General features: G+C 59.2%; 15 protein-coding genes. 6 read left to right on the forward strand and 9 right to left on the reverse strand.

Annotated features, from left to right (window positions below; genetic code table 11):
* The first annotated feature begins 77 nt into the window (after positions 1-77).
* The gene (locus AB5Y84_RS13970; RefSeq protein WP_368177188.1) at positions 78-779 is read left to right on the forward strand and encodes a phosphatase PAP2 family protein; all 702 of its coding nucleotides are present in this window, start codon (positions 78-80) and stop codon (positions 777-779) included.
* A gap of 69 nt (positions 780-848) precedes the next feature.
* On the opposite strand, the gene galE is transcribed toward AB5Y84_RS13970, so the two are convergent.
* The 7 genes from galE to barA form a co-directional block, all read right to left on the reverse strand.
* Positions 849-1,862: a UDP-glucose 4-epimerase GalE gene (galE, locus tag AB5Y84_RS13975; protein ID WP_005354620.1), complete on the reverse strand. Its 1,014-nt coding sequence runs from the start codon at positions 1,860-1,862 to the stop codon at positions 849-851.
* Positions 1,863-1,978: 116 nt separating this feature from the next.
* Positions 1,979-2,968 carry a 2Fe-2S iron-sulfur cluster-binding protein gene (locus AB5Y84_RS13980; RefSeq protein WP_368177189.1) on the reverse strand — a complete coding sequence of 330 codons (990 nt, stop codon included), beginning with the start codon at positions 2,966-2,968 and terminating at the stop codon, positions 1,979-1,981.
* A gap of 111 nt (positions 2,969-3,079) precedes the next feature.
* Positions 3,080-4,729, reverse strand: a complete 1,650-nt coding sequence (gene hcp / locus AB5Y84_RS13985) for a hydroxylamine reductase (RefSeq protein WP_349930539.1) — start codon at positions 4,727-4,729, stop codon at positions 3,080-3,082.
* Between the two features lie 289 nt (positions 4,730-5,018).
* On the reverse strand, positions 5,019-5,486 hold the full coding sequence (locus AB5Y84_RS13990) for a Dps family protein (RefSeq protein ID WP_005362843.1): 468 nt from the start codon (positions 5,484-5,486) through the stop codon (positions 5,019-5,021).
* A 155-nt stretch (positions 5,487-5,641) separates the two neighbouring features.
* Positions 5,642-6,529, reverse strand: coding sequence for an N-acetylmuramoyl-L-alanine amidase (locus tag AB5Y84_RS13995; RefSeq protein WP_349930509.1), 888 nt, complete (start codon positions 6,527-6,529; stop codon positions 5,642-5,644).
* A 34-nt stretch (positions 6,530-6,563) separates the two neighbouring features.
* Positions 6,564-7,043 (reverse strand): DUF1456 family protein, encoded by a 480-nt coding sequence (locus AB5Y84_RS14000; protein WP_005343323.1) that lies wholly within the window; start codon positions 7,041-7,043, stop codon positions 6,564-6,566.
* Between the two features lie 87 nt (positions 7,044-7,130).
* Positions 7,131-9,848: a two-component sensor histidine kinase BarA gene (gene barA / locus AB5Y84_RS14005; protein WP_257725364.1), complete on the reverse strand. Its 2,718-nt coding sequence runs from the start codon at positions 9,846-9,848 to the stop codon at positions 7,131-7,133.
* A gap of 153 nt (positions 9,849-10,001) precedes the next feature.
* Between barA and rlmD the strand changes: the two genes are divergently transcribed.
* The 5 genes from rlmD to eno all read left to right on the forward strand — a co-directional run bounded on the left by rlmD (position 10,002) and on the right by eno (position 17,809).
* Positions 10,002-11,324: a 23S rRNA (uracil(1939)-C(5))-methyltransferase RlmD gene (gene rlmD / locus AB5Y84_RS14010; protein ID WP_257725365.1), complete on the forward strand. Its 1,323-nt coding sequence runs from the start codon at positions 10,002-10,004 to the stop codon at positions 11,322-11,324.
* A 230-nt stretch (positions 11,325-11,554) separates the two neighbouring features.
* A complete protein-coding gene (relA, locus tag AB5Y84_RS14015) occupies positions 11,555-13,768 on the forward strand; it encodes a GTP diphosphokinase (protein WP_005335588.1) in 2,214 nt (737 codons plus the stop codon).
* Positions 13,769-13,841: 73 nt separating this feature from the next.
* Positions 13,842-14,639: a nucleoside triphosphate pyrophosphohydrolase gene (gene mazG / locus AB5Y84_RS14020; RefSeq protein ID WP_368177190.1), complete on the forward strand. Its 798-nt coding sequence runs from the start codon at positions 13,842-13,844 to the stop codon at positions 14,637-14,639.
* Positions 14,640-14,780: 141 nt separating this feature from the next.
* Complete coding sequence (pyrG, locus tag AB5Y84_RS14025) at positions 14,781-16,418, forward strand: glutamine hydrolyzing CTP synthase (RefSeq protein ID WP_005335584.1); 1,638 nt, start codon at positions 14,781-14,783, stop codon at positions 16,416-16,418.
* 89 nt (positions 16,419-16,507) lie between these two features.
* Complete coding sequence (eno, locus tag AB5Y84_RS14030) at positions 16,508-17,809, forward strand: phosphopyruvate hydratase (RefSeq protein ID WP_005335583.1); 1,302 nt, start codon at positions 16,508-16,510, stop codon at positions 17,807-17,809.
* A gap of 63 nt (positions 17,810-17,872) precedes the next feature.
* On the opposite strand, the gene AB5Y84_RS14035 is transcribed toward eno, so the two are convergent.
* Positions 17,873-18,694 carry an alpha/beta fold hydrolase gene (locus AB5Y84_RS14035; RefSeq protein ID WP_368177191.1) on the reverse strand — a complete coding sequence of 274 codons (822 nt, stop codon included), beginning with the start codon at positions 18,692-18,694 and terminating at the stop codon, positions 17,873-17,875.
* A 194-nt stretch (positions 18,695-18,888) separates the two neighbouring features.
* Complete coding sequence (locus AB5Y84_RS14040; RefSeq protein ID WP_368177192.1) at positions 18,889-19,374, reverse strand: GNAT family N-acetyltransferase; 486 nt, start codon at positions 19,372-19,374, stop codon at positions 18,889-18,891.
* Positions 19,375-19,415 lie beyond the last annotated feature (41 nt).

The following is a 19,415-nucleotide window of genomic DNA, read 5'->3' on the forward strand; positions in this document are numbered from 1 at the left end:
CACTTTCTTACAATTCTTCGGTTTTGTGACGCACGCTACAGTTTTACGATATCGCCCTTTTCTAAAGGAGAGTCCCCATGGGCAAGTTCCTGCTTTGCTATCTGGTCGGTGGTCTGGTGGCCATCAGTTGGGCTGCGCTGCCCGCTCACGGTCCCTGGGATCAGTGGGATCTCGCGATTTTTCATACCGTCAACGGCTGGCTCGGGCAGTCGGCTCTGTGGGCCGATCTGGTGGCCATCACCAATAACCGGCTGTTCGATCTGGCGGTGCTGGCCTGTATGGGGCTGATCCTGGCCCGCTGCTTCTTCGCCCGGGATTTGGCGGGTCGTCGCCAGCTGGTGGCAATGGGCATAGTGATGTTGCTGAGCGCACTGGTGATCAACCAGCTTGGTCACCGATTGCAAGTGGAGCGACCCAGCCCGACCCTGATGGTGGCCGATGCGCTGCGGGTGACCCAGATCAGTGCTATTCCGACCAAGGACTCTTCCGGTGATAGTTTCCCCGGGGATCACGCCCTGTTCCTGATGATCTTCGCCGGCTACGCCTTGCGATATCTGCCGCGCTGGGCGGGAGTTACCGCATTGCTGATGGTGCCGATCTTTTCCGCGCCGCGCATTCTGGCTGGCGCCCACTGGTTTACCGACGTCTACGTCGGCGCACTGGGGCTGGCGACCCTCTGTCTGCCCTGGTTGCTGCTGACCCCGCTGGCGGATCGGCTGATAGAGCGCATCGCCCCCCGATTGGCCCGTGTGCCGCTGCTGCGCAGTCAGACCCACTGATTGAACGTCGCAAAATATAACGCCCCGACATGAAAATGTCGGGGCGTTTTGTTATCAACCCGCGAGAGATCAGCCTTGATAGCCGTTCGGGTTGTTGCTTTGCCAGCGCCAGGTATCGACCATCATCTGCTCCAGACCGCGTTCTGCCTGCCAGCCCAGCTCGGCACGGGCCAGCGTTGGCTCTGCCCAGCACTCGGCGATGTCGCCCGGGCGACGGGGTTTGATCTGGTAGGGAATGGGTCGGCCGCTGGCCGCTTCAAACGCCTTGACCATCTCCAGTACCGAGTAGCCCTGACCTGTGCCCAGGTTGTAGGTGAAGACGCCGGTGTCGCTCTTGATGCGCGCCAGTGCTTTCAGGTGGCCGATGGCGAGATCCACCACATGGATGTAGTCACGTACGCCGGTGCCATCCGGGGTCGGGTAGTCGTTGCCAAATACCCCCAGCTCCTTGAGCTTGCCGACACCCACCTGGCTGATATAGGGCAGCAGGTTGTTGGGGATGCCGTTGGGATCTTCACCAATCAGGCCGCTCTCGTGGGCGCCGACCGGGTTGAAGTAACGCAGCAGCACGATAGCCCAGCGGGGATCGGATTTGGCGAGATCACGGAGGATCTCCTCCACCATCAGCTTGGAGCGACCATAGGGGTTGGTGGCGCTGGTGGGGAAATCTTCCCGCAGCGGTACCGAGGCGGGATCGCCATAGACGGTGGCCGAGGAGCTGAATACCAGCCGGAAAACGCCAGCCCTGGCCATCTCTTCGCACAGCACCAGAGTGCCGCTGATGTTGTTCTGGTAGTAGGTGAGCGGGATCTGGCTCGACTCCCCGACCGCCTTGAGACCGGCGAAGTGGATCACCGATTCGATCTGGTGGTTGGCGAACAGCTGCTGCAGGCAGGCTCTGTCCAGCACATCCCCTTCGACGAAGGTGACCGGCTTGCCGGTGATCTGCTCGACCCGCTTGAGTGACTCCGGTGAGGAGTTGGAGAGGTTGTCGAGTACCACGACCTGCTGCCCGACGTTCAAGAGTTCAACCAGGGTATGGGAGCCGATATAGCCGGCGCCCCCTGTGACCAGTATTGTCATTTTTTATCCCGTGTTCTGGTGAAACTGGGGCAGAGTCTAGCGCCCCTGTCTACTTGGGAAAAGGTTGGGATACCGATGACGCTTTCACCGCACCTCACAAAAGCCTTCACCACGCCTCAATAATCGAGGCCGATATCCCCTTTTGCGGTGCAGGAGCAGGCCAGAGCCACGCCGCTCTCCAGGTCCTGCGCACTCAAGGTCATCACGCTCTGGCGCTCGATGTCACCTGTGGTGGTGCAACGACAGCTGCCACATACCCCGGCGCGACAAGCCGCCATTATGGTTTCGCCCGCAGCTTCCAATGCCGCCAGCAGGGTCTGACCCGGCAGGATTTTCACTTTCTTGCCGCTCTTTTTCAGGGTTAGCCAGAAGTGATCGCTGGTGGTCGTGGCGGGCTCTGCGGGGGGAAGACCAAAGGACTCCTGATGCAGTTGCTCCGGTGGCAATCCCAGCTCTGCCAGCATGGTGCTGACCGCCGCCATATAGGGTGCTGGGCCGCAGAGATAGACATGGCGTTCGCGCAGATCCGGGGCCAGCTCGGCCAGCATGGCGGGGGTGAGTCGGCCCACCCAGGGATGAGCCGTTGGCGCCTCTTCCAGTATCAGGGCATGCCGTACACCGGGATGGGCTTCGACCAATGCAGCCAAGTCATCTGCGAAGATCACATCCTCCGGCGAGCGGGCGCTATGGATAAAGCGGATATCGGCATCCGGCCGTTTGGCTAGCTCGTCCCGCAACATGGCCCACATGGGGGTGATGCCGGAACCAGCGCTCAAGAGCAGCGGCCGCTCGCAGGGCAGGGCGGTCAGGTTGAAATCGCCGAACGGGCCATCAGCCCGGATCTTGTCTCCCACCTGCAAGGTCTGGTGCAGATGGTGGGAGACTAGCCCCACATCCTTGATGGTGACCTGCCAGCATGAATCCTGCGGGCTGGAGGAGAGGGTATAGGCACGGCACTCCGGCAGGCCGTCGATCTCGGTGTGCAGGGTGATGCACTGGCCAGCCAGTACGGGAGGGAGGCTGCCGGAAAGCGGCGCCAGCTGCCAGCTCACGACATCGTGGGTGTTCTGTTGGCGGCCAATGCAGGTGAGCGTGAGAGAGGTCATCACAAGGCTCCTTAGGTTTGAAACGGGTTGAAAAACGTCTGGTGAAAAAGCCGGGTCCAGAAAAAAGGCGAGCCGGGCGGCTCGCCAAACGCTTACAACATGAGGTGCCGATCAGGCCGCCAGGATCTCGGCCAGGTCAGCCTCGGCCGTGGTGGTTCCTTTCAGGCCGAATTGCTCCTCCAGCACCTTGAGCAGCGCCGGGGTGAGGAAGGCGGGGGCGGTTGGGCCGGTACGAATGTCCTTCACCCCGAGGGAGAGCAGGGTGAGCAGAATGACGATGGCTTTTTGCTCGAACCAGGAGAGCACCAGCGTCAGCGGCAGATCGTTGACCCCGCACTCGAACGCCTCGGAGAGCGCCAGCGCCAGCTGGATGGCGGAGTAGGCATCGTTGCACTGACCCACGTCCAGCAGACGCGGAATGCCGCCGATATCGCCAAAGTCGAGCTTGTTGAACTTGTATTTGCCGCAGCCCAGGGTGAGCAGCAGGCTGTCGCGCGGCGCCGCCTTGGCAAACTCGGTGAAGTAGGCGCGCTCGGCCTTATCGCCGTCACAGCCACCTACCAGGAAGAAGTGGCTGATCTCTCCGGCTTTGACCTTCTCAATCACTGCGGGCGCAGCCTGCATCAGGGCGTTGCGGGCAAAGCCGATGGTGATGAAGTGCTCGAGCTCGGTGTGCTTGAAGCCTTCCAGCGCTTGGGCCTTGGCGATCACGGCGGAGAAATCGTCCCCCTCCAGATGGGTTACGCCCGGCCAGCCGACGATGGAGCGGGTGAAGATGCGATCCGAGTAGTTGCCCACATTCGGGTCGATGATGCAGTTGGAGGTCATCACCACGGCGCCCGGGAAGTTGGCAAACTCTTTCTGCTGGTTCTGCCAGGCGGATCCGTAGTTGCCCACCAGATGGGGGTACAGCTTGAAGAAGGGATAGGCTAGCGCAGGCAGCATCTCACCATGGGTGTAGACATGGATGCCGGTTCCCTTGGTCTGTTCCAGAATGAGCTTGAGATCCATCATGTCGTGGCCGGAGACCAGAATGCACTTGCCGGAGATGGGTGTTACGCGTACCCGGGTGGGTTCCGGATGGCCGAAAGCACTGGTTTCACCGAGATCCAGCATCTCCATGATTTTGAAGTTGAGCTGACCGATCTCCATGGCACAGCTGAACAGCCGACCCATTTCGCTCGGGTCTGTGCTGAGCCAGCTCATGATGCGGTGGAATTCGGCGGCCACCTCGTCACTCTGCTGAGCCAGCACCCGGGCGTGCTCCATATAGGCGGCGGCGCCCTTGAGGCCGTAAAGACAGAGCAGACGCAGCCCCATGATGTCCTCGTTCACCTCGCTCTTGCCCCGATTGGGGGCGGCTGGTGCGGCATGGGCAAGTTGTTCCAGCAGCTCGGCACCGGGTTCGAAGTAAGCGGAGTGTGGCAAGTCGTTGACCTGCACCGCCATGGCGGTCAGACGATCGGCCAACTGCAGGCGATAGGCGAGGGCCTGATTGACGTAGGCCACGATGCGATTCGAGTCGAAGTTGACGTTGGTGAGGGTGGCGAAGAAGGCCTTGGGCACGAAGGCATCGATCTCGCGGTCGATGATGCCCTGCTCGCGGGCGGCCAGCGCCCAGGCGCTGAGCCCCTGCAGGGTATAGATCAGCACATCCTGCAGATCCGAGGTTTCCGCCGTCTTGCCGCACATACCTTGTGCGTAGGCACAGCCGTTGCCTGCCGGGGTACGAATTGTCTGTTCACATTGCACACAAAACATCATGCCTCTCCTAATTGGACATTTCAGTTGTCTGTTTTGTGGCGATTCTATTCCTCTCACGAAAAACTTAATAGGCATTCAATTTGCCAATTAAGATTCCCTTGATGCAGATCAAAAACAAAAAAAGCCGCCCAAACAGGGCGGCAAGCGGGTGGATAAAAGGAGAGACAACTCAGGTTTGCAACAGAACATAACAATCAGACGGATTGGGCCGTGGTCTGGTCAGGTGCTTCCGGCCCGGTACTTACTCAAACAATTATACGTACGCTGTAGTCGGCTTGGTTCACTATCAGGCCAGATAAGCGCGCAGCATCCAGACCAGTTTTTCCTGCTGCTGCACATAGTCGGAGAGGATGGAGGCAGTGCCCTCATCACCGGCTTCGGCGGCCTGGCCCAGAATTCGGCGCTGGGCGACCAGCAGTTCGCGGAAGCTATCCAGCAGGGATTCGACACAGGCGCGGCCATCGTGCAGCCCTTTTTGCTCGGGGATGGCAGAGACTTTCAGGTAGTCGCTGAAGCTGTGCATGGGCACGCCATCCAGCGTCAGGATCCGCTCGGCCAGTGCATCGACTTTCAGCAGCAGGTCGTTGTAAATCTCTTCAAATTTCAGGTGCAGCTCGAAGAACTGGTTGCCACGGATATTCCAGTGGAAGCCGCGCACGTTCATGTAGAGGATCTGGTAGCTGGCCAGCAATTTGTTCAACTCGGCTGCCAGGGCTTGTGATTGAGCAGTATCAAGACCAATCGGGCTTTTCATCATTCACCTCCAGATTTGGAAATCGGTTTTAAATTCTCTTTCGGAACGCAGTCAGAATAACGCCTTGCAAAATGCAGGGACAATTGCTTGTGCCTAACTGTTTGATAGCTAACGGCTATCAAACAGTACGCAGCAACGGGGACAATGGATGAGTATTAGGGGAAGTATTTTTCGATCAGCGCCATCAGGATGGCCTGACACTCGCGGTCCGGTTTGCTATCGACCTTGCTGGCGCGAAAGTGGAGCTGAAAGGCGCTCATGACGGCGCGGCTCTGCTCATCCCACTGGCCGCTCCGGGGCAGGCCATAGCCATAGCGGGCCAGCTGCTGCTGCCACATGGCCGCATCCCAGTCGGGCAAGGGGCTGGCCAGCAACTCGGCCACCCGACCTTCATCTGGCCAGGCGCCGACCCCGTACGTCAGATAGAGCTGGCGCCAGGGGAAGTGGGGGCCGGGATCCTGCTTGCGTTCGGGGGCGACATCGCTGTGGCCCAGTACCTGGGTCGGTGGAATCTGGTAGCGGGCGACCAGCTCCCGGCTGAGGGCGCCGACGGCAGCTATCTGCTGCGGGGTATAGGGTTGCCAGCGGCGGGCATGGGGGGCCAGCGGCTCATCTTCCGCTGGATAGCCGAGGTTGACGATCTCGATGCCAAGGGAGCTTGCATTGAGCCCGGCATATTGGTGCCAACGGCTGCGTCCCGCATGCCAGGCGCGCGCGCTGTCCGGCACCAGCTGATAGACCGGTAGCGGGGTCTCGTGGCTGTCGCGGGGGATCAGGTAGTGGGCGCTCACCTTGTGCTCCGGCTCGGTCAGCAGGCGCAAGGAGTTGGCATCGTCTTCATCGGTGTAGTGGAGGATCAGAAAGGCGATCCGCTCGTTCTGGTTGGCGCTCTGATAGCGGGTAGAGAGCTGATATTCGGACGGAGTACAACCACCCAGCAGCAGAACCAGTGGCAGAAAGAAGAGGGGAAGAAGACAGCGCCAGCGCCATCCCCCTGCCACAGTCAGTCTGCTGAGCGTGGGAGGAGTGAGTCGCTGGCACATGTCGAAGGCCCGGTCTGGTCAGTCGCGCGGCTGGTTAGCCGCGGTATTTGGCCGTGAGACCAATCAGGAAGTTGCGCAGGATCTGATCCCCGCAATCCTGATAGTGCTTGTGATCCTTGGAGCGGAACAGGGCACTGAGCTCGGATTTGGAGAGGTTGAAGTCGGCGAGCTTGAGGGTACCGAGCATGTCCTCTTCCTTGAAGTTGAGACCGATGCGCAGCTTGCGCAGGATCATGTTGTTGTTGATACGGTTCGGGATCACCTGGGGCGGGGCATCTTCCCGCACGCCACGGCGGGCGATGATGAAACCGTCGAGGAACTGGCTCAGGGCCGAGTCGGGACAGGCAACATAGCCTGCCTCTTGCTCTTCACCTTCCGCCGCCTCTTTCATCAACCAGCTGTGCAGCTGGGCGTGAGTGACCGTCAGGTTGCCCTTGGCAAACATCTCGACCATCTGGTCGTTGCTGATGGTGAGGGCGTAGCGCAGACGGCGCAGAATATCGTTGTTGGTCATGCTGACTCCTGTGTAAACGGCGCAACTTTACCATCTGGCGGCCCTCGCGTCAGAAAAAGCGGGCCGCTACAGTTCAGGTCAAGTTCATCAAGCCTTGCCGAGATAGCGGGGCGCCTCCTGGCGCACCAGTTCCAGCGCATCTTGCAGCTCCAGCAGCTCTGGTTCCAGCTCGCTGACCGGCACGCCGTCACGCAGCTGTTGCTCCAGCTGGGAGAGCAGCCGTTGCAGTCCCGGCACCCCGGAATAGGCACAGCCCCCGTTGAGGCGATGGAGCTGGGCCAGCACCTCGCTATCTTCAATTTCGCCCGCCAGCGCGCTATCCAGCACCGGCTCGACCTCGTCGAAACTGGCCAGCAGCATGGTCAGCATCTCTCTGGCGAGATGCTCTTTCCCCGCCGCCTGCCGCACCGCCAGTGCCCAGTCGATCTGTTGGGCACCATTATTCTGGTGACGGCGATGGGCAAAGTCGGTGATGAGCTGGGCCAGCATGCTCTCGTCGATGGGCTTGGCCAGATAGTCGTCCATCCCCTGCCGGATCAGCCGCTCCCGTTCTCCGGGGATGGCGTGGGCGGTCACCGCCACGATCGGGGTGGTGGTGTTGAGGGACTGGTTGCGGATCGCCTGGGTGGCGCTGATGCCATCCATGATCGGCATCTGGATATCCATGAAGATGATGTCGAACGGCTGGCTCTGTGCCTGCTTGACCGCCTCCTTGCCGTTTTTGCACACCACCACCTGACTCACCATCTCCTTGAGCATGGCGGCGATCAGCTTGAGGTTGGCGGCGTTGTCGTCCACCGCCAGCACCTTGATCGGCTGCAACTGGCGCGGCGCAGGTTGCGCAGGCAGCTTCTGGCGGCTCGACTCCGGCGAGAGCAGGGCGTGCAGCAGCTTGCGATGGTTGACCGGTTTGGAGAGACAGTGCTGGGCGCCATGAGCCAGCATCGCTTCATAGAGCGCCGGCTCGTGGCTGCTAAGCAGCACTATGGTGTTCTGCTGCTGGCCGTTCAGTCTGTCGAGACGGCCGAGCACTTGCTGCGGCGTATGCAGGGTGCTGCTGCCGATGATCACCATCTCCTGCTCGCTCATCTCGGGCAAGGGATCATCGCTGGTCAGTGGGTGCACATCGAGGTGCCACTCCGCCAGCAGGGCGAGCAGAGAGGCTTGCGCGAAGGGATCCGGTTCCAGCAGCCAGAGCCGTTTGCCACGGATCCGATCCAGCGGCAGTTGTTCGGTCTGGGGCAGGGGGGAGACCTCCACATCCAGACTGAACGAGAAGATGGAGCCTTTGCCGAGCTCCGATTCAAAGCGGATCTGGCCGCCCATCTGCTGCACCAGCTTCTGGGTGATGACGAGGCCCAAACCCGTGCCGCCATAACGGCGGGAGATGGAGGAGTCGGCCTGATTGAAGGCCTGGAACAGCTGATGTTGCTGCTCCTGGGAGATGCCGATGCCGGTATCGCGGATCTGGACGTTGAGCCTCACCTTGTGGTTGCCACTGCCGGTCTGCTCGATATGGACATCGACGTTGCCCTGTTCGGTGAACTTGATGGCGTTGCCGGTGAGGTTGGTCAGCACCTGTTGCAGACGCATGGGGTCGCCGGTGAGGTAGTCCGGCACATCGGCATCCACCCGCAGGGAAAGCTCCAGCTGCTTGTCGTGGGCGCTGGGGCCGAGCAGGTGCATGGTCTCGTTGAGGGTGTCGCGCAGGCTGAACGGGATATGTTCCAGCTGCAGTTTGCCCGCTTCCAGCTTCGAGAAGTCGAGGATGTCGTTGATGATGCCAAGCAGGTTGCGCGCCGATTTCTCGATGGTCTGCATGTAGTCGGTCTGGCTCGGGGTCAGGCTGGTTTTCAGCAACTGGCGGGTAAAACCGATGACCCCGTTGAGCGGGGTACGCAATTCGTGGGACATGTTGGCCAGAAACTCCGATTTGACCCGCGCCGCCTCCTGCGCCCGCTTCTTGGCCATGTCGAGCTCGACGTTCTGGATCTCTATCTGCTCGAGGGTTTCGCGCAGGTCAGAGGTGGCCTGATCGATATTCTGCTGCATCTCTTCGTGATATTCGGAGAGCGCCTTGGCCATGGCGTTGATGCCGTTTTTCAGCATATCCAGCTCGCCGGTGAGCTGGCCGCTGACCCGGGTATCGAGCCGCCCCTCCCTGATCTTGTGCACCGCCTGCACCATGTTGGTGATGGGCTGGGTCACGCTCTTGACCAGACGGAAGCCAAACAGGGTACTGAAGGCGACCCCGATGAGCACCATGATCACCGCAAAGAAGGTGTCGCGGTATTGCAGCAACATGGCCCTGTCGGTCGCCATCTGCATCGAGATGTAGCCGATCATCGGCGGCTCTACATCGCTGGGCAGCGGGAAGCCATCTAGACTGGTTTCTGCCTGGATCGGGGTGCGCAAAATAATGTCGTCCCCCTGAAACGTCACGCTGGTCAGGTCCGGAATGGGCTCGCCATCGGGCAGCCTGAGCCGGGTGAAATCCCGGTGATAGTTCGAGGTGACGAACAGCTGGTTGTCCTGGGTGAAAACAGCGATGGACTTGATAAAGGGAGAGTTCTTGCGATGGGTCAGACCAATCAGCCGCTTGAGGGATTCTCGGCTGTGCTGGGTCATCCCGTATTCACTGGCGATCGCCAGCGGTTCGATAATGTTGATCCCCTGATCAATAAGGTTGTTTTCCAGCTGCTGGTAGCGGTGGAAGGTGAAGTAACCGGCCATCAGGCCACCAATGATCAGGGTCGGCAGGATGGTGAAGGCGAGAACGCGTGCTCTCAGGCCATATTTGGTCATACGAACAGGCCACCAGTGAACAGGGTTGGCGATAGGGTTGATGGCAATACACGGGCTCTGTGGCCGTATTTGGTCATACTATTATTCTTGTGGGACAATACCCGGCAGCAGATTCCACAATCATGACATAGCCACCTATAGGCACCAAGTTTTATGGCCCAGTTTTTCAAGCCCCAAAAGAAGTCCACCCAGCTCCAACGCATTGAATTTACGATAGACACCCTCGATCACCACTGCGTCGGTATCGGTCGCCATCAGGGCAAGGCGATCTTTGTCGAAGGGGCACTGCCCGGCGAGACCGTCAAGGCACGCATCACCGAAGAGAAAAAGCAGTATGGTCACGCCGCCTTGCAACAGGTGGTGACCCCGGCGGCCAATCGTATCGCTCCCTTTTGCAGCCATTATCGCGAGTGCGGCGGTTGCAGTGCCCAGCACATGTCGGTTGCCGATCAGCAAGCCGCCAAGGCGGCGGGACTGGTCAGCCTGTTCGAGCGGTTGGGCAACATCAAGGCGCCTGCGCTGGAGCCGGTACTGACCGGTGAAGATCGTGCCTACCGCCGGGTCTGTCGTCTGGCCATCAAATTTGACAAGAACGGTCGCTGCACCCGGGTCGGTTTCCGCCGCCGCAACAGCAACGATCTGGTGGAGATCGAAGGGTGCCCGGTCCTGGCCGAGCCGCTCTCTGCGCTGATTGCCCCGCTGCGTGAGTGCCTCAATCGCCTCAAGAGCCAGCGCGAGCTGGGCCATGCGGAGCTTATCCAGGCCGAGCAGGGGATCATGATGCTGCTGCGCCACACCGGCCGCCCCAATGAGGCGGATCGCGCCCTGCTGGTGGAGTTTGCAAAAGCGCAGGGGATCGACCTCTATCTGCAGGCGGCCGATGATCGCATCGAAGCGCTGCAGCAACAATTTTCCCCATCCTACTCGCTGGATGGCCTGTCTCTTGCGTTTGCTCCCGGTGATTTCATTCAGGTCAACGGCCCCATCAACCAGAATATGGTCGAGCAGGCACTGACATGGCTCGGGGCGAGCAAGGATGACAAGGTGCTCGATCTCTTCTGCGGTATCGGCAACTTCACCCTGCCGCTGGCCCGTCAGGCTCGCGAAGTGGTGGGTGTGGAAGGTGAACTGGCCATGGTGCAGCGGGCCGAAGAGAATGCCCGTCGCAACGGAATCACCAATGCCCGTTTCTACAAGGCCGACCTGAGCGATGACATCGTCGGCATGTCCTGGGCGCGGGAAGGGTTTGATCTGGTGCTGCTGGATCCGGCTCGCCCCGGCGCGCTGGAAGTGATGGGACACGTCGTGAAACTTTCACCCAAGCGGGTGGTCTACGTCTCCTGTAACCCGGTCACCCTGGCGCGGGACAGTCAGGTGCTGGTGAAAGGGGGTTACCGTCTGGTGCGCCTCGGCATGCTCGACATGTTCCCTCACACCGGTCATCTGGAGTCCATGGCGCTGTTTGAACGGGAGTAAATGACTCATCAGTTCGGCGATGCGGATATGTAATCTGGCATGTCTGCGGCTGTTTGAGCTGGTGTGATTGGGGTAATCTAGACCCTCGTCGTTCGGCAGGGCCTGTTGGCGCGCTCTATTGTCTTTCTGGACAATATGCCTTGAAAAGTGCGCTGGATATCCCCATTTGAGGCAATCTCATGAGGGGGAAAGTGACAGCTTTCGGCCCGATAATTTAAAGGATTGATACCATGGTTGCGGTTCGCGATATTCATTTGAAAGACAACTTCACCCTGGAAGAGTGGGTCAGCTCGCTCTCCTTGAGTGACAGTGAAAAGGATCAGCTGCGAACCGTCTACCAGTATTGTCTGACGCTCGGTGACGAGGCGCTGACCAGCAAGCTGCTGGTACGCGGCATCGAAATGGTGGGCATCCTGCAGATGCTCAGCATGGATATCGGTACCCTCAAAGCGGCCATCATCTACCCCTTCGTCGAAGCCGGTCTCATCAGCCAGGAGCGGATGGACGAGGACTTCGGCTCCAAGATCGCCAAGCTGGTGGAAGGGGTGCTGGAGATGGAGGCCATCCGCTCCCTGCAGACCCTCCATCGCAGCGAAACCTCGCCGGAGCAGGTCGACAACGTGCGTCGCATGTTGCTTGCCATGGTCGAGGATGTGCGTGCCGTGGTGATCAAGCTGGCGGAGCGGATCGCCTGCCTGCGGGAAGCGAAGACGGCAGATGAAGAGACCCGGGTGCTGATGGCCCAGGAGATCACCAACATTTATGCGCCGCTCGCCAACCGTCTGGGCATCGGCCAGCTCAAGTGGGAGCTGGAAGATCTCGCCTTCCGTTACCTGCACCCGGATACCTACAAGCAGATCGCCAAGCAGCTCGACGAGAAGCGGCTCGACCGCGAGCGCTACATCCGCGAGTTTGTGCAATCCCTGCGTAATGGCCTGAAAGAGGCGGGAGTTGACGCCGAGGTGTACGGTCGGCCGAAACACATCTACAGCATCTGGCGCAAGATGCAGAAGAAGCACCTCGAATTCAACGAGTTGTTCGACGTGCGCGCGGTGCGGGTAGTGACCAAGCGGCTGCAGGATTGCTATGCGGCGCTCGGTATCGTCCATACCCAGTTCCACCACATTCCCCGCGAGTTTGACGACTATGTCGCCAACCCCAAACCCAACGGCTATCAGTCGATCCACACCGTAGTGGTGGGGCCTGAAGGCAAGACGGTGGAGATCCAGATCCGTACCGACCAGATGCATCAGGACGCCGAGCTCGGCGTCGCGGCGCACTGGCGCTACAAGGAAGGGGCACAGGCAGGCGGCAAGGCCAACACCTTCGAAGACAAGATCGAGTGGCTGCGCAAGCTGCTCGCCTGGCAGGAGGATCTCTCCGAGAGCGGCTCCCTGCTGGAAGATCTGCGCAGTCAGGTGTTCGAGGACAGAGTCTACGTCTTCACCCCGAAAGGGGATGTCATCGACCTGCCGGCTGGCGCCACCCCGCTCGATTTTGCCTATCACGTCCACAGCATGATCGGTCACCGCTGCATCGGCGCCAAGATTGACGGCCGTATCGTGCCGTTCACCTACGCGCTGCAGACCGGCGATCAGGTGGAGGTGATCACCCAGAAAGAGCCGAACCCGAGCCGCGACTGGATGAACCCCAACGCCGGCTTCCTGCGCTCCAGCCGGGCGCGGGCCAAGGTGGCGACCTGGTTCAGAAAACTGGATCGGGACAAGAATATCGTGGCCGGTCGCGAGCTGTTCGAGAAGGAGCTGGATCGCCACAACCTCAGCATGTCCAAGATCGACAAGGGCAACATGCTGCGTCGCTTCAATCTGGAGAGCACCGACGATCTGCTGGCTGGTATCGGCAGCGGCGATATCCGCATCAACCAGGTGCTCAACTATCTCGACACCTGTTACAACAAGCCGACGGCGGAAGAGGAAGATCGCCGCTTGCTGGAGAAGCTGGAGCAGAAGGCCAATGCGCCGATGCGCCACAAGCCCAAAGACCACATAGTGGTGGAAGGGGTCGGCAACCTGATGACCCATATTGCCCGCTGCTGCCAGCCGATTCCGGGGGACTCCATTCAGGGCTTTATCACCATGGGGCGCGGCGTATCCATCCACCGGGAAGATTGCGAGCAGCTCAAGGAGTTGTCACGGCGCAACCCGGAGCGGCTGATCGATGCGGTGTGGGGGGAGAACTACTCCGGCGGCTATGGCCTCACCATCCGGATCATCTCCAACGATCGCTCCGGCCTGCTGCGCGATATCACTACCGTGCTGGCCAACGAGAAGATCAATGTGATGGGGGTGCGCTCACGCTCCAATGTGCGCGAACAGACCGCCGAGATCGACATGGAGCTGGAAATTTACAACATCAACGCCTTCAACCGGGCGTTGGCCAAGCTCAGTCAGCTTAACGACGTGATCAGCGCCAAACGGCTTTGATATCGAACCGACCGGCCCCAGTGGCCGGTCTGCATTTACGACCCTTTTTGAACAAATCGAAAGCGAATATCCCATGTCCCAACGTTATGACCTCTCTCAATTGCTCGATATCATGGCCCGCCTGCGCGATCCGCAAAACGGCTGCCCCTGGGATCTGAAACAGGACTTCCAGAGCATAGTGCCGCACACCCTGGAAGAGGCCTACGAAGTGGCCGATGCCATCGAGACCGAAGATTGGCAGGGGCTGAAAGGGGAGTTGGGCGACCTGCTGTTTCAGGTGGTGTTCTATGCCCAGCTGGGTAAAGAGCGGGGCTTGTTCGACTTCGCCGATATCATCGATACGGTGAGCGAAAAGCTCATTCGCCGTCATCCCCACGTTTTTTCCGATGCGGATCTCTCCAACGAGCAGGCGGTAAAAGCGAACTGGGAGGCGGAAAAAGCTAAGGAGCGGGCGGCCCTCGACAAAGAGAGCGTGCTGGACGATATCCCGCTCTCGCTGCCGGCCCTGACCCGCGCCGCCAAAATTCAGAAACGCTGCGCCACCGTCGGTTTTGACTGGAAGACGTTGGGGCCTGTGGTGGACAAGATCCACGAAGAGATCGACGAGGTGATGGAAGAGGCATTGATGGCCGATTTGGACGAGGCGCGGGTGAGCGACGAGCTCGGCGACCTGTTGTTTGCCACCGTCAATCTGGTGCGTCATCTGGGCAAGGATCCGGAGCAGGTGCTGCGCGGCGCCAACGCCAAGTTCGAACGTCGTTTTCGTCAGGTTGAGCAGATAATCGCCGCAGAAGGCTTGAAAATGACCGATTGCACCCTCGAAAAGCTCGATGCTGCCTGGGATAAGGCGAAGGAAACCGAGCAAAGTTGATTTGGCGCAAGATGGGGGGGCGGTGAGCCTGATAGATTTTTGCTCATTGTTTGGGAGAGGGGTTTTTGGTATACTGTTTCCCCGTCCTGCTTCATCCCCGAAGCACCCCTTAAAATTCCCTAAACTTCTTTCAGGTTCAGCATGACGACCAAATATATTTTTGTTACTGGTGGCGTTGTTTCATCCCTCGGCAAAGGCATTGCCGCAGCTTCTCTGGCAGCCATTCTGGAAGCCCGTGGTCTGGATGTGACCATCATGAAACTGGACCCGTACATCAACGTGGATCCGGGCACCATGAGCCCGACCCAGCATGGTGAAGTGTTCGTAACCGAGGACGGGGCCGAAACCGATCTGGATTTGGGCCACTACGAGCGTTTCATCCGCACCAAGATGACCCGTCGCAACAACTTTACCACCGGCCGCATCTACGCCGACGTACTGCGTAAAGAGCGTCGTGGTGACTATCTGGGCGCCACCATTCAGGTTATCCCGCACATCACCAACGCCATCAAAGAGCGGGTGATTGCCGGTGCCGAAGGCCATCAGGTTGCCATCGTCGAAGTGGGCGGTACCGTAGGTGACATCGAGTCCCTGCCGTTCCTCGAAGCCATTCGTCAGCTGGCTGCCGAAGTGGGTCGCAACAATGCCATGTTCATGCACCTGACGCTGGTTCCTTACCTGGCGGCTGCCGGTGAAGTGAAGACCAAGCCGACCCAGCACTCCGTTAAAGAGCTGCTCTCCATCGGTATCCAGCCGGATGTACTGATCTGCCGCTCCGACCGTGCCATTCCGGCCAACGAGCGCGCCAAGATTGCCCTGTTCTGCAACGTGCCCGAGCGCGCCGTCATCTCCATGAAAGACGTCGACTCCATCTACAAGATCCCGGCACTGCTGAAATCCCAGAACCTGGACTCCTACTTCACCGAGCGTTTCGGTCTGGAGTGCAAAGAGGCTGACTTGTCCGAGTGGGAACAGGTTATTTACGAAGAGGCCAACCCGACTGGTGAAGTGACCATCGGTATGGTCGGCAAGTATGTCTCCCTGCCGGACGCCTACAAGTCCGTCAACGAGGCGCTCAAGCACGGTGGTCTCAAGACCCGTCACTCCGTCAACATCAAGTACATCGACTCTCAGGATATCGAGACCCGTGGTGCCGAGCTGCTGGAAGGTCTGGACGCGATCCTGGTGCCGGGTGGCTTCGGTGAGCGCGGTGTGGAAGGCAAAATTCTGGCTGCCCAGTATGCCCGCGAGAACAAGATCCCCTACCTGGGTATCTGCCTCGGCATGCAGGTTGCCATGATCGAATTCGCTCGCAACGTAGCGGGTATGGAAGGGGCTCACTCCTCCGAGTTCAAGAAAGATTGCGCGTATCCGGTCGTCGGCCTCATCACCGAGTGGGTGGATGAAGAGGGCAACGTCGAGACCCGTACCGAGAAGTCCGATCTGGGCGGTACCATGCGTCTGGGTTCCCAGCTCTGCCACCTGGTCGAAGATTCCAAAGTGCGTCAGATGTACGGCAGCCCGACCATTTACGAGCGTCACCGTCACCGTTACGAAGTAAATAACAAGCTGCTGCCGCAGATTGAAGCGGCAGGTCTGAAAGTGACCGGTCTCTCCGCCGACAAGAAGTTGGTGGAAATCATCGAGATCCCGGATCACCCCTGGTTCGTGGCTGCGCAGTTCCACCCGGAGTTCACCTCTACTCCTCGTGATGGCCACGCTCTGTTCGCCGGTTTTGTGAAGGCGGCAGGCGAGTATCAGAAGCGTAATTTGAAGTAATTGAAAATAAATGCGGTTGGGGCACTGTGCCACAGCCGCTTTTTTTGGCATATTTTTGTTGTTTTTTTACGAAACCTGAGGAAATACACATGTCCAAGATCGTTAAAGTGATCGGTCGTGAAATCATCGACTCCCGTGGTAACCCGACCGTTGAGGCCGAAGTTCACCTGGAAGGTGGTTTTGTTGGTATGGCAGCCGCTCCGTCTGGCGCGTCCACCGGTTCCCGCGAAGCGCTGGAACTGCGTGACGGCGACAAGAGCCGTTTCCTGGGTAAAGGCGTGCTGAAAGCCATCGAAGCTGTAAACGGCCCGATCGCTCAAGCTCTGCTGGGTAAAGATGCCAAGGACCAGGCCACTGTCGACCAGATCATGATCGACCTCGACGGTACCGAGAACAAATCCAAGTTCGGCGCCAACGCCATCCTGGCTGTTTCCCTGGCTAACGCCAAAGCTGCCGCTGCTGCCAAAGGCATGCCGCTGTACGCCCACATCGCCGAGCTGAACGGCACCCCGGGTGTTTACTCCATGCCGCTGCCGATGATGAACATCATCAACGGTGGTGAGCACGCCGACAACAACGTCGACATCCAGGAGTTCATGATCCAGCCGGTTGGCGCCAAGACCCTGAAAGAAGCCGTTCGCATGGGCGCAGAAGTGTTCCACAACCTGGCCAAAGTGCTGAAGTCCAAGGGCTACAACACTGCAGTTGGTGACGAAGGTGGTTTCGCTCCGAACCTGAAATCCAACGCCGAAGCGCTGGAAGTTATCGCTGAAGCCGTTGCCGCTGCCGGTTACAAACTGGGCACCGACATCACCCTGGCTATGGACTGCGCTGCTTCCGAGTTCTACGACGCAGAGAAGAAAGAGTACAACCTGAAAGGCGAAGGTCGTGTCTTCACCTCTAACGGTTTCTCCGACTTCCTGGCTGACCTGACCACCAAGTTCCCGATCGTCTCCATCGAAGATGGCCTGGACGAATCTGACTGGGAAGGTTTCGCCTACCAGACTGCTGAACTGGGCAAGAAAATCCAGATCGTTGGTGACGACCTGTTCGTAACCAACACCAAGATCCTGAAGCGCGGTATCGACAACGGCATCGCCAACTCCATCCTGATCAAGTTCAACCAGATCGGTTCCCTGACCGAAACTCTGGCTGCCATCAAGATGGCCAAAGACGCTGGCTACACTGCCGTCATCTCCCACCGCTCCGGTGAGACCGAAGACGCGACCATCGCCGACCTGGCTGTTGGTACCGCTGCTGGCCAGATCAAGACCGGTTCCATGAGCCGTTCTGACCGTGTTGCCAAGTACAACCAGCTGATCCGTATCGAAGAAGCTCTGGGTGCCAAAGCTCCTTTCCGCGGTCTGAAAGAAGTTAAAAACCAGGCTTAATTTGCTGGTTTGCCAGCCTCGGCTGGAATGAAAAAAAACCGGAACCCAAGGGTTCCGGTTTTTTTATGATTGCTGTTCAAGCCAGCGTTGCAGATGCTGCACAAACAGCGCGGGCTGCTCGATGGGGTAGAGGTGCCCGGCGTGTGGCACCTGCAAGCGCTCGCAGGCGGGTATGGCGTTGCCAATAGCCTTACAGACCAGCGCAAACAGCGCTCTGGTATCTGCGCCCTGCACGATGCAGGTGGGCATGTTGAGCATGGCAAGGCGCTCCGGTGACCAATCTGGCCGCTCGCTCTGGCTCAACTGCTTGGGCAGGCTATCGGCTTCGGCCAACTGTGCCTGCTGCCACTTGAGCGGTTGTGCAGCAAAATAGCCTGCATGACCACCCGAACCATCGATCAGGGTCGCCACGGCCTCTTGCAACAAGCCTTCCCCAACCTGGCTAAACACGGGGCCAAACATGGCACTAGCATCGGCCATAAAGGCAGCGATCCCCTGTTCATCGAGGGCTCCCGGGCAGCCTGGCTCCACCAGATAGAGGCTTATGAATTGCTCCGGAGCCATCAGGGCCGCGGTCAGGGCAACATCCGCCCCGTATGACCAGCCCGCCAGATGCACTGGCCCGCACGGCAATTGTTTCAGCAGGGCAAGCAGATCACTGGCGTGGGTCTCCAGACCAAAAGGCCCGTTTTTGCCCGCCTCGCCAAAGTGGCGCAGGGTGGGAGCATAGACGGTGTAGTGACGTGAGAGCTGCTCGATATGTTCGAGCCAGAGTGTATGGTTGGCCAGCGCGCCATGGATCAGCAACAGCGGCTCGCCCGAACCGGCCTGCAGGCAGGGCAGCGGGCTGTCATTGAGGATAAAGGTGTGAGTCTGTGATTGCATATCAACGCCTCCCCGGCGTGTCATAAGAGCACAAGAGTATATGACAAGCGCCCTGTGGCCGGTAAGAGGGTTGCAACTGGCGTGAATGTAATGGTGATAGCTGGAAAGGTGGGAGTCCTATTTTGTCTGTTTTTTACAGCTGTGCTTCGCCACAACAGCCTGAGAGGTGAGGGGGTTGTACCTCTGGTGTCGGGTCAGACAAAGGGGAGCGTGCGCTGATAGCGCCCTGCATGCGCCTGGAAGCCCAGTTTTTCAAACAGGGCGATAGAGCGGACGTTATCTGCATCGATATCTGCGGTGAGGCTGGTGACTCCCAGTGTGCTGGCGTGGGCGAACAGCAATCCCGGCGCCTCCGACATAAACCCTCTTCGCCAATAGGCCGCATTGAGCAGGCAGCCCACCTCGCAGCTGTGACCCGCCTCGCTAAAACTGTGTAGGCCGCAGGTGCCGATCACCTTATTGCTCTTCCGTTCGACAATCGCCCACTCCAGCGACTCCCCCGTTTGCTCCAGCAGCACCACGCTCGCCATCATCTGCGCCACCATGGCGGGAGAGGTAAAGCAGGGAGCAGAGGCAAACTCCATGGTCAATGGATTGCCATAAATCTCGAATAGATCGGCAGTATCGTGCGGGCCAATGGTGCGCAACACAATCCGTGTGCCGGTTAAGTCAGGCTTCATTTATCTCCTTGGGATGTGTTACAGCAGCAAAGCCACAGGTG

The organism is Aeromonas sp. s11 (genome assembly GCF_040907945.1).
Classification (GTDB): Bacteria; Pseudomonadota; Gammaproteobacteria; order Enterobacterales; family Aeromonadaceae; genus Aeromonas; species Aeromonas veronii.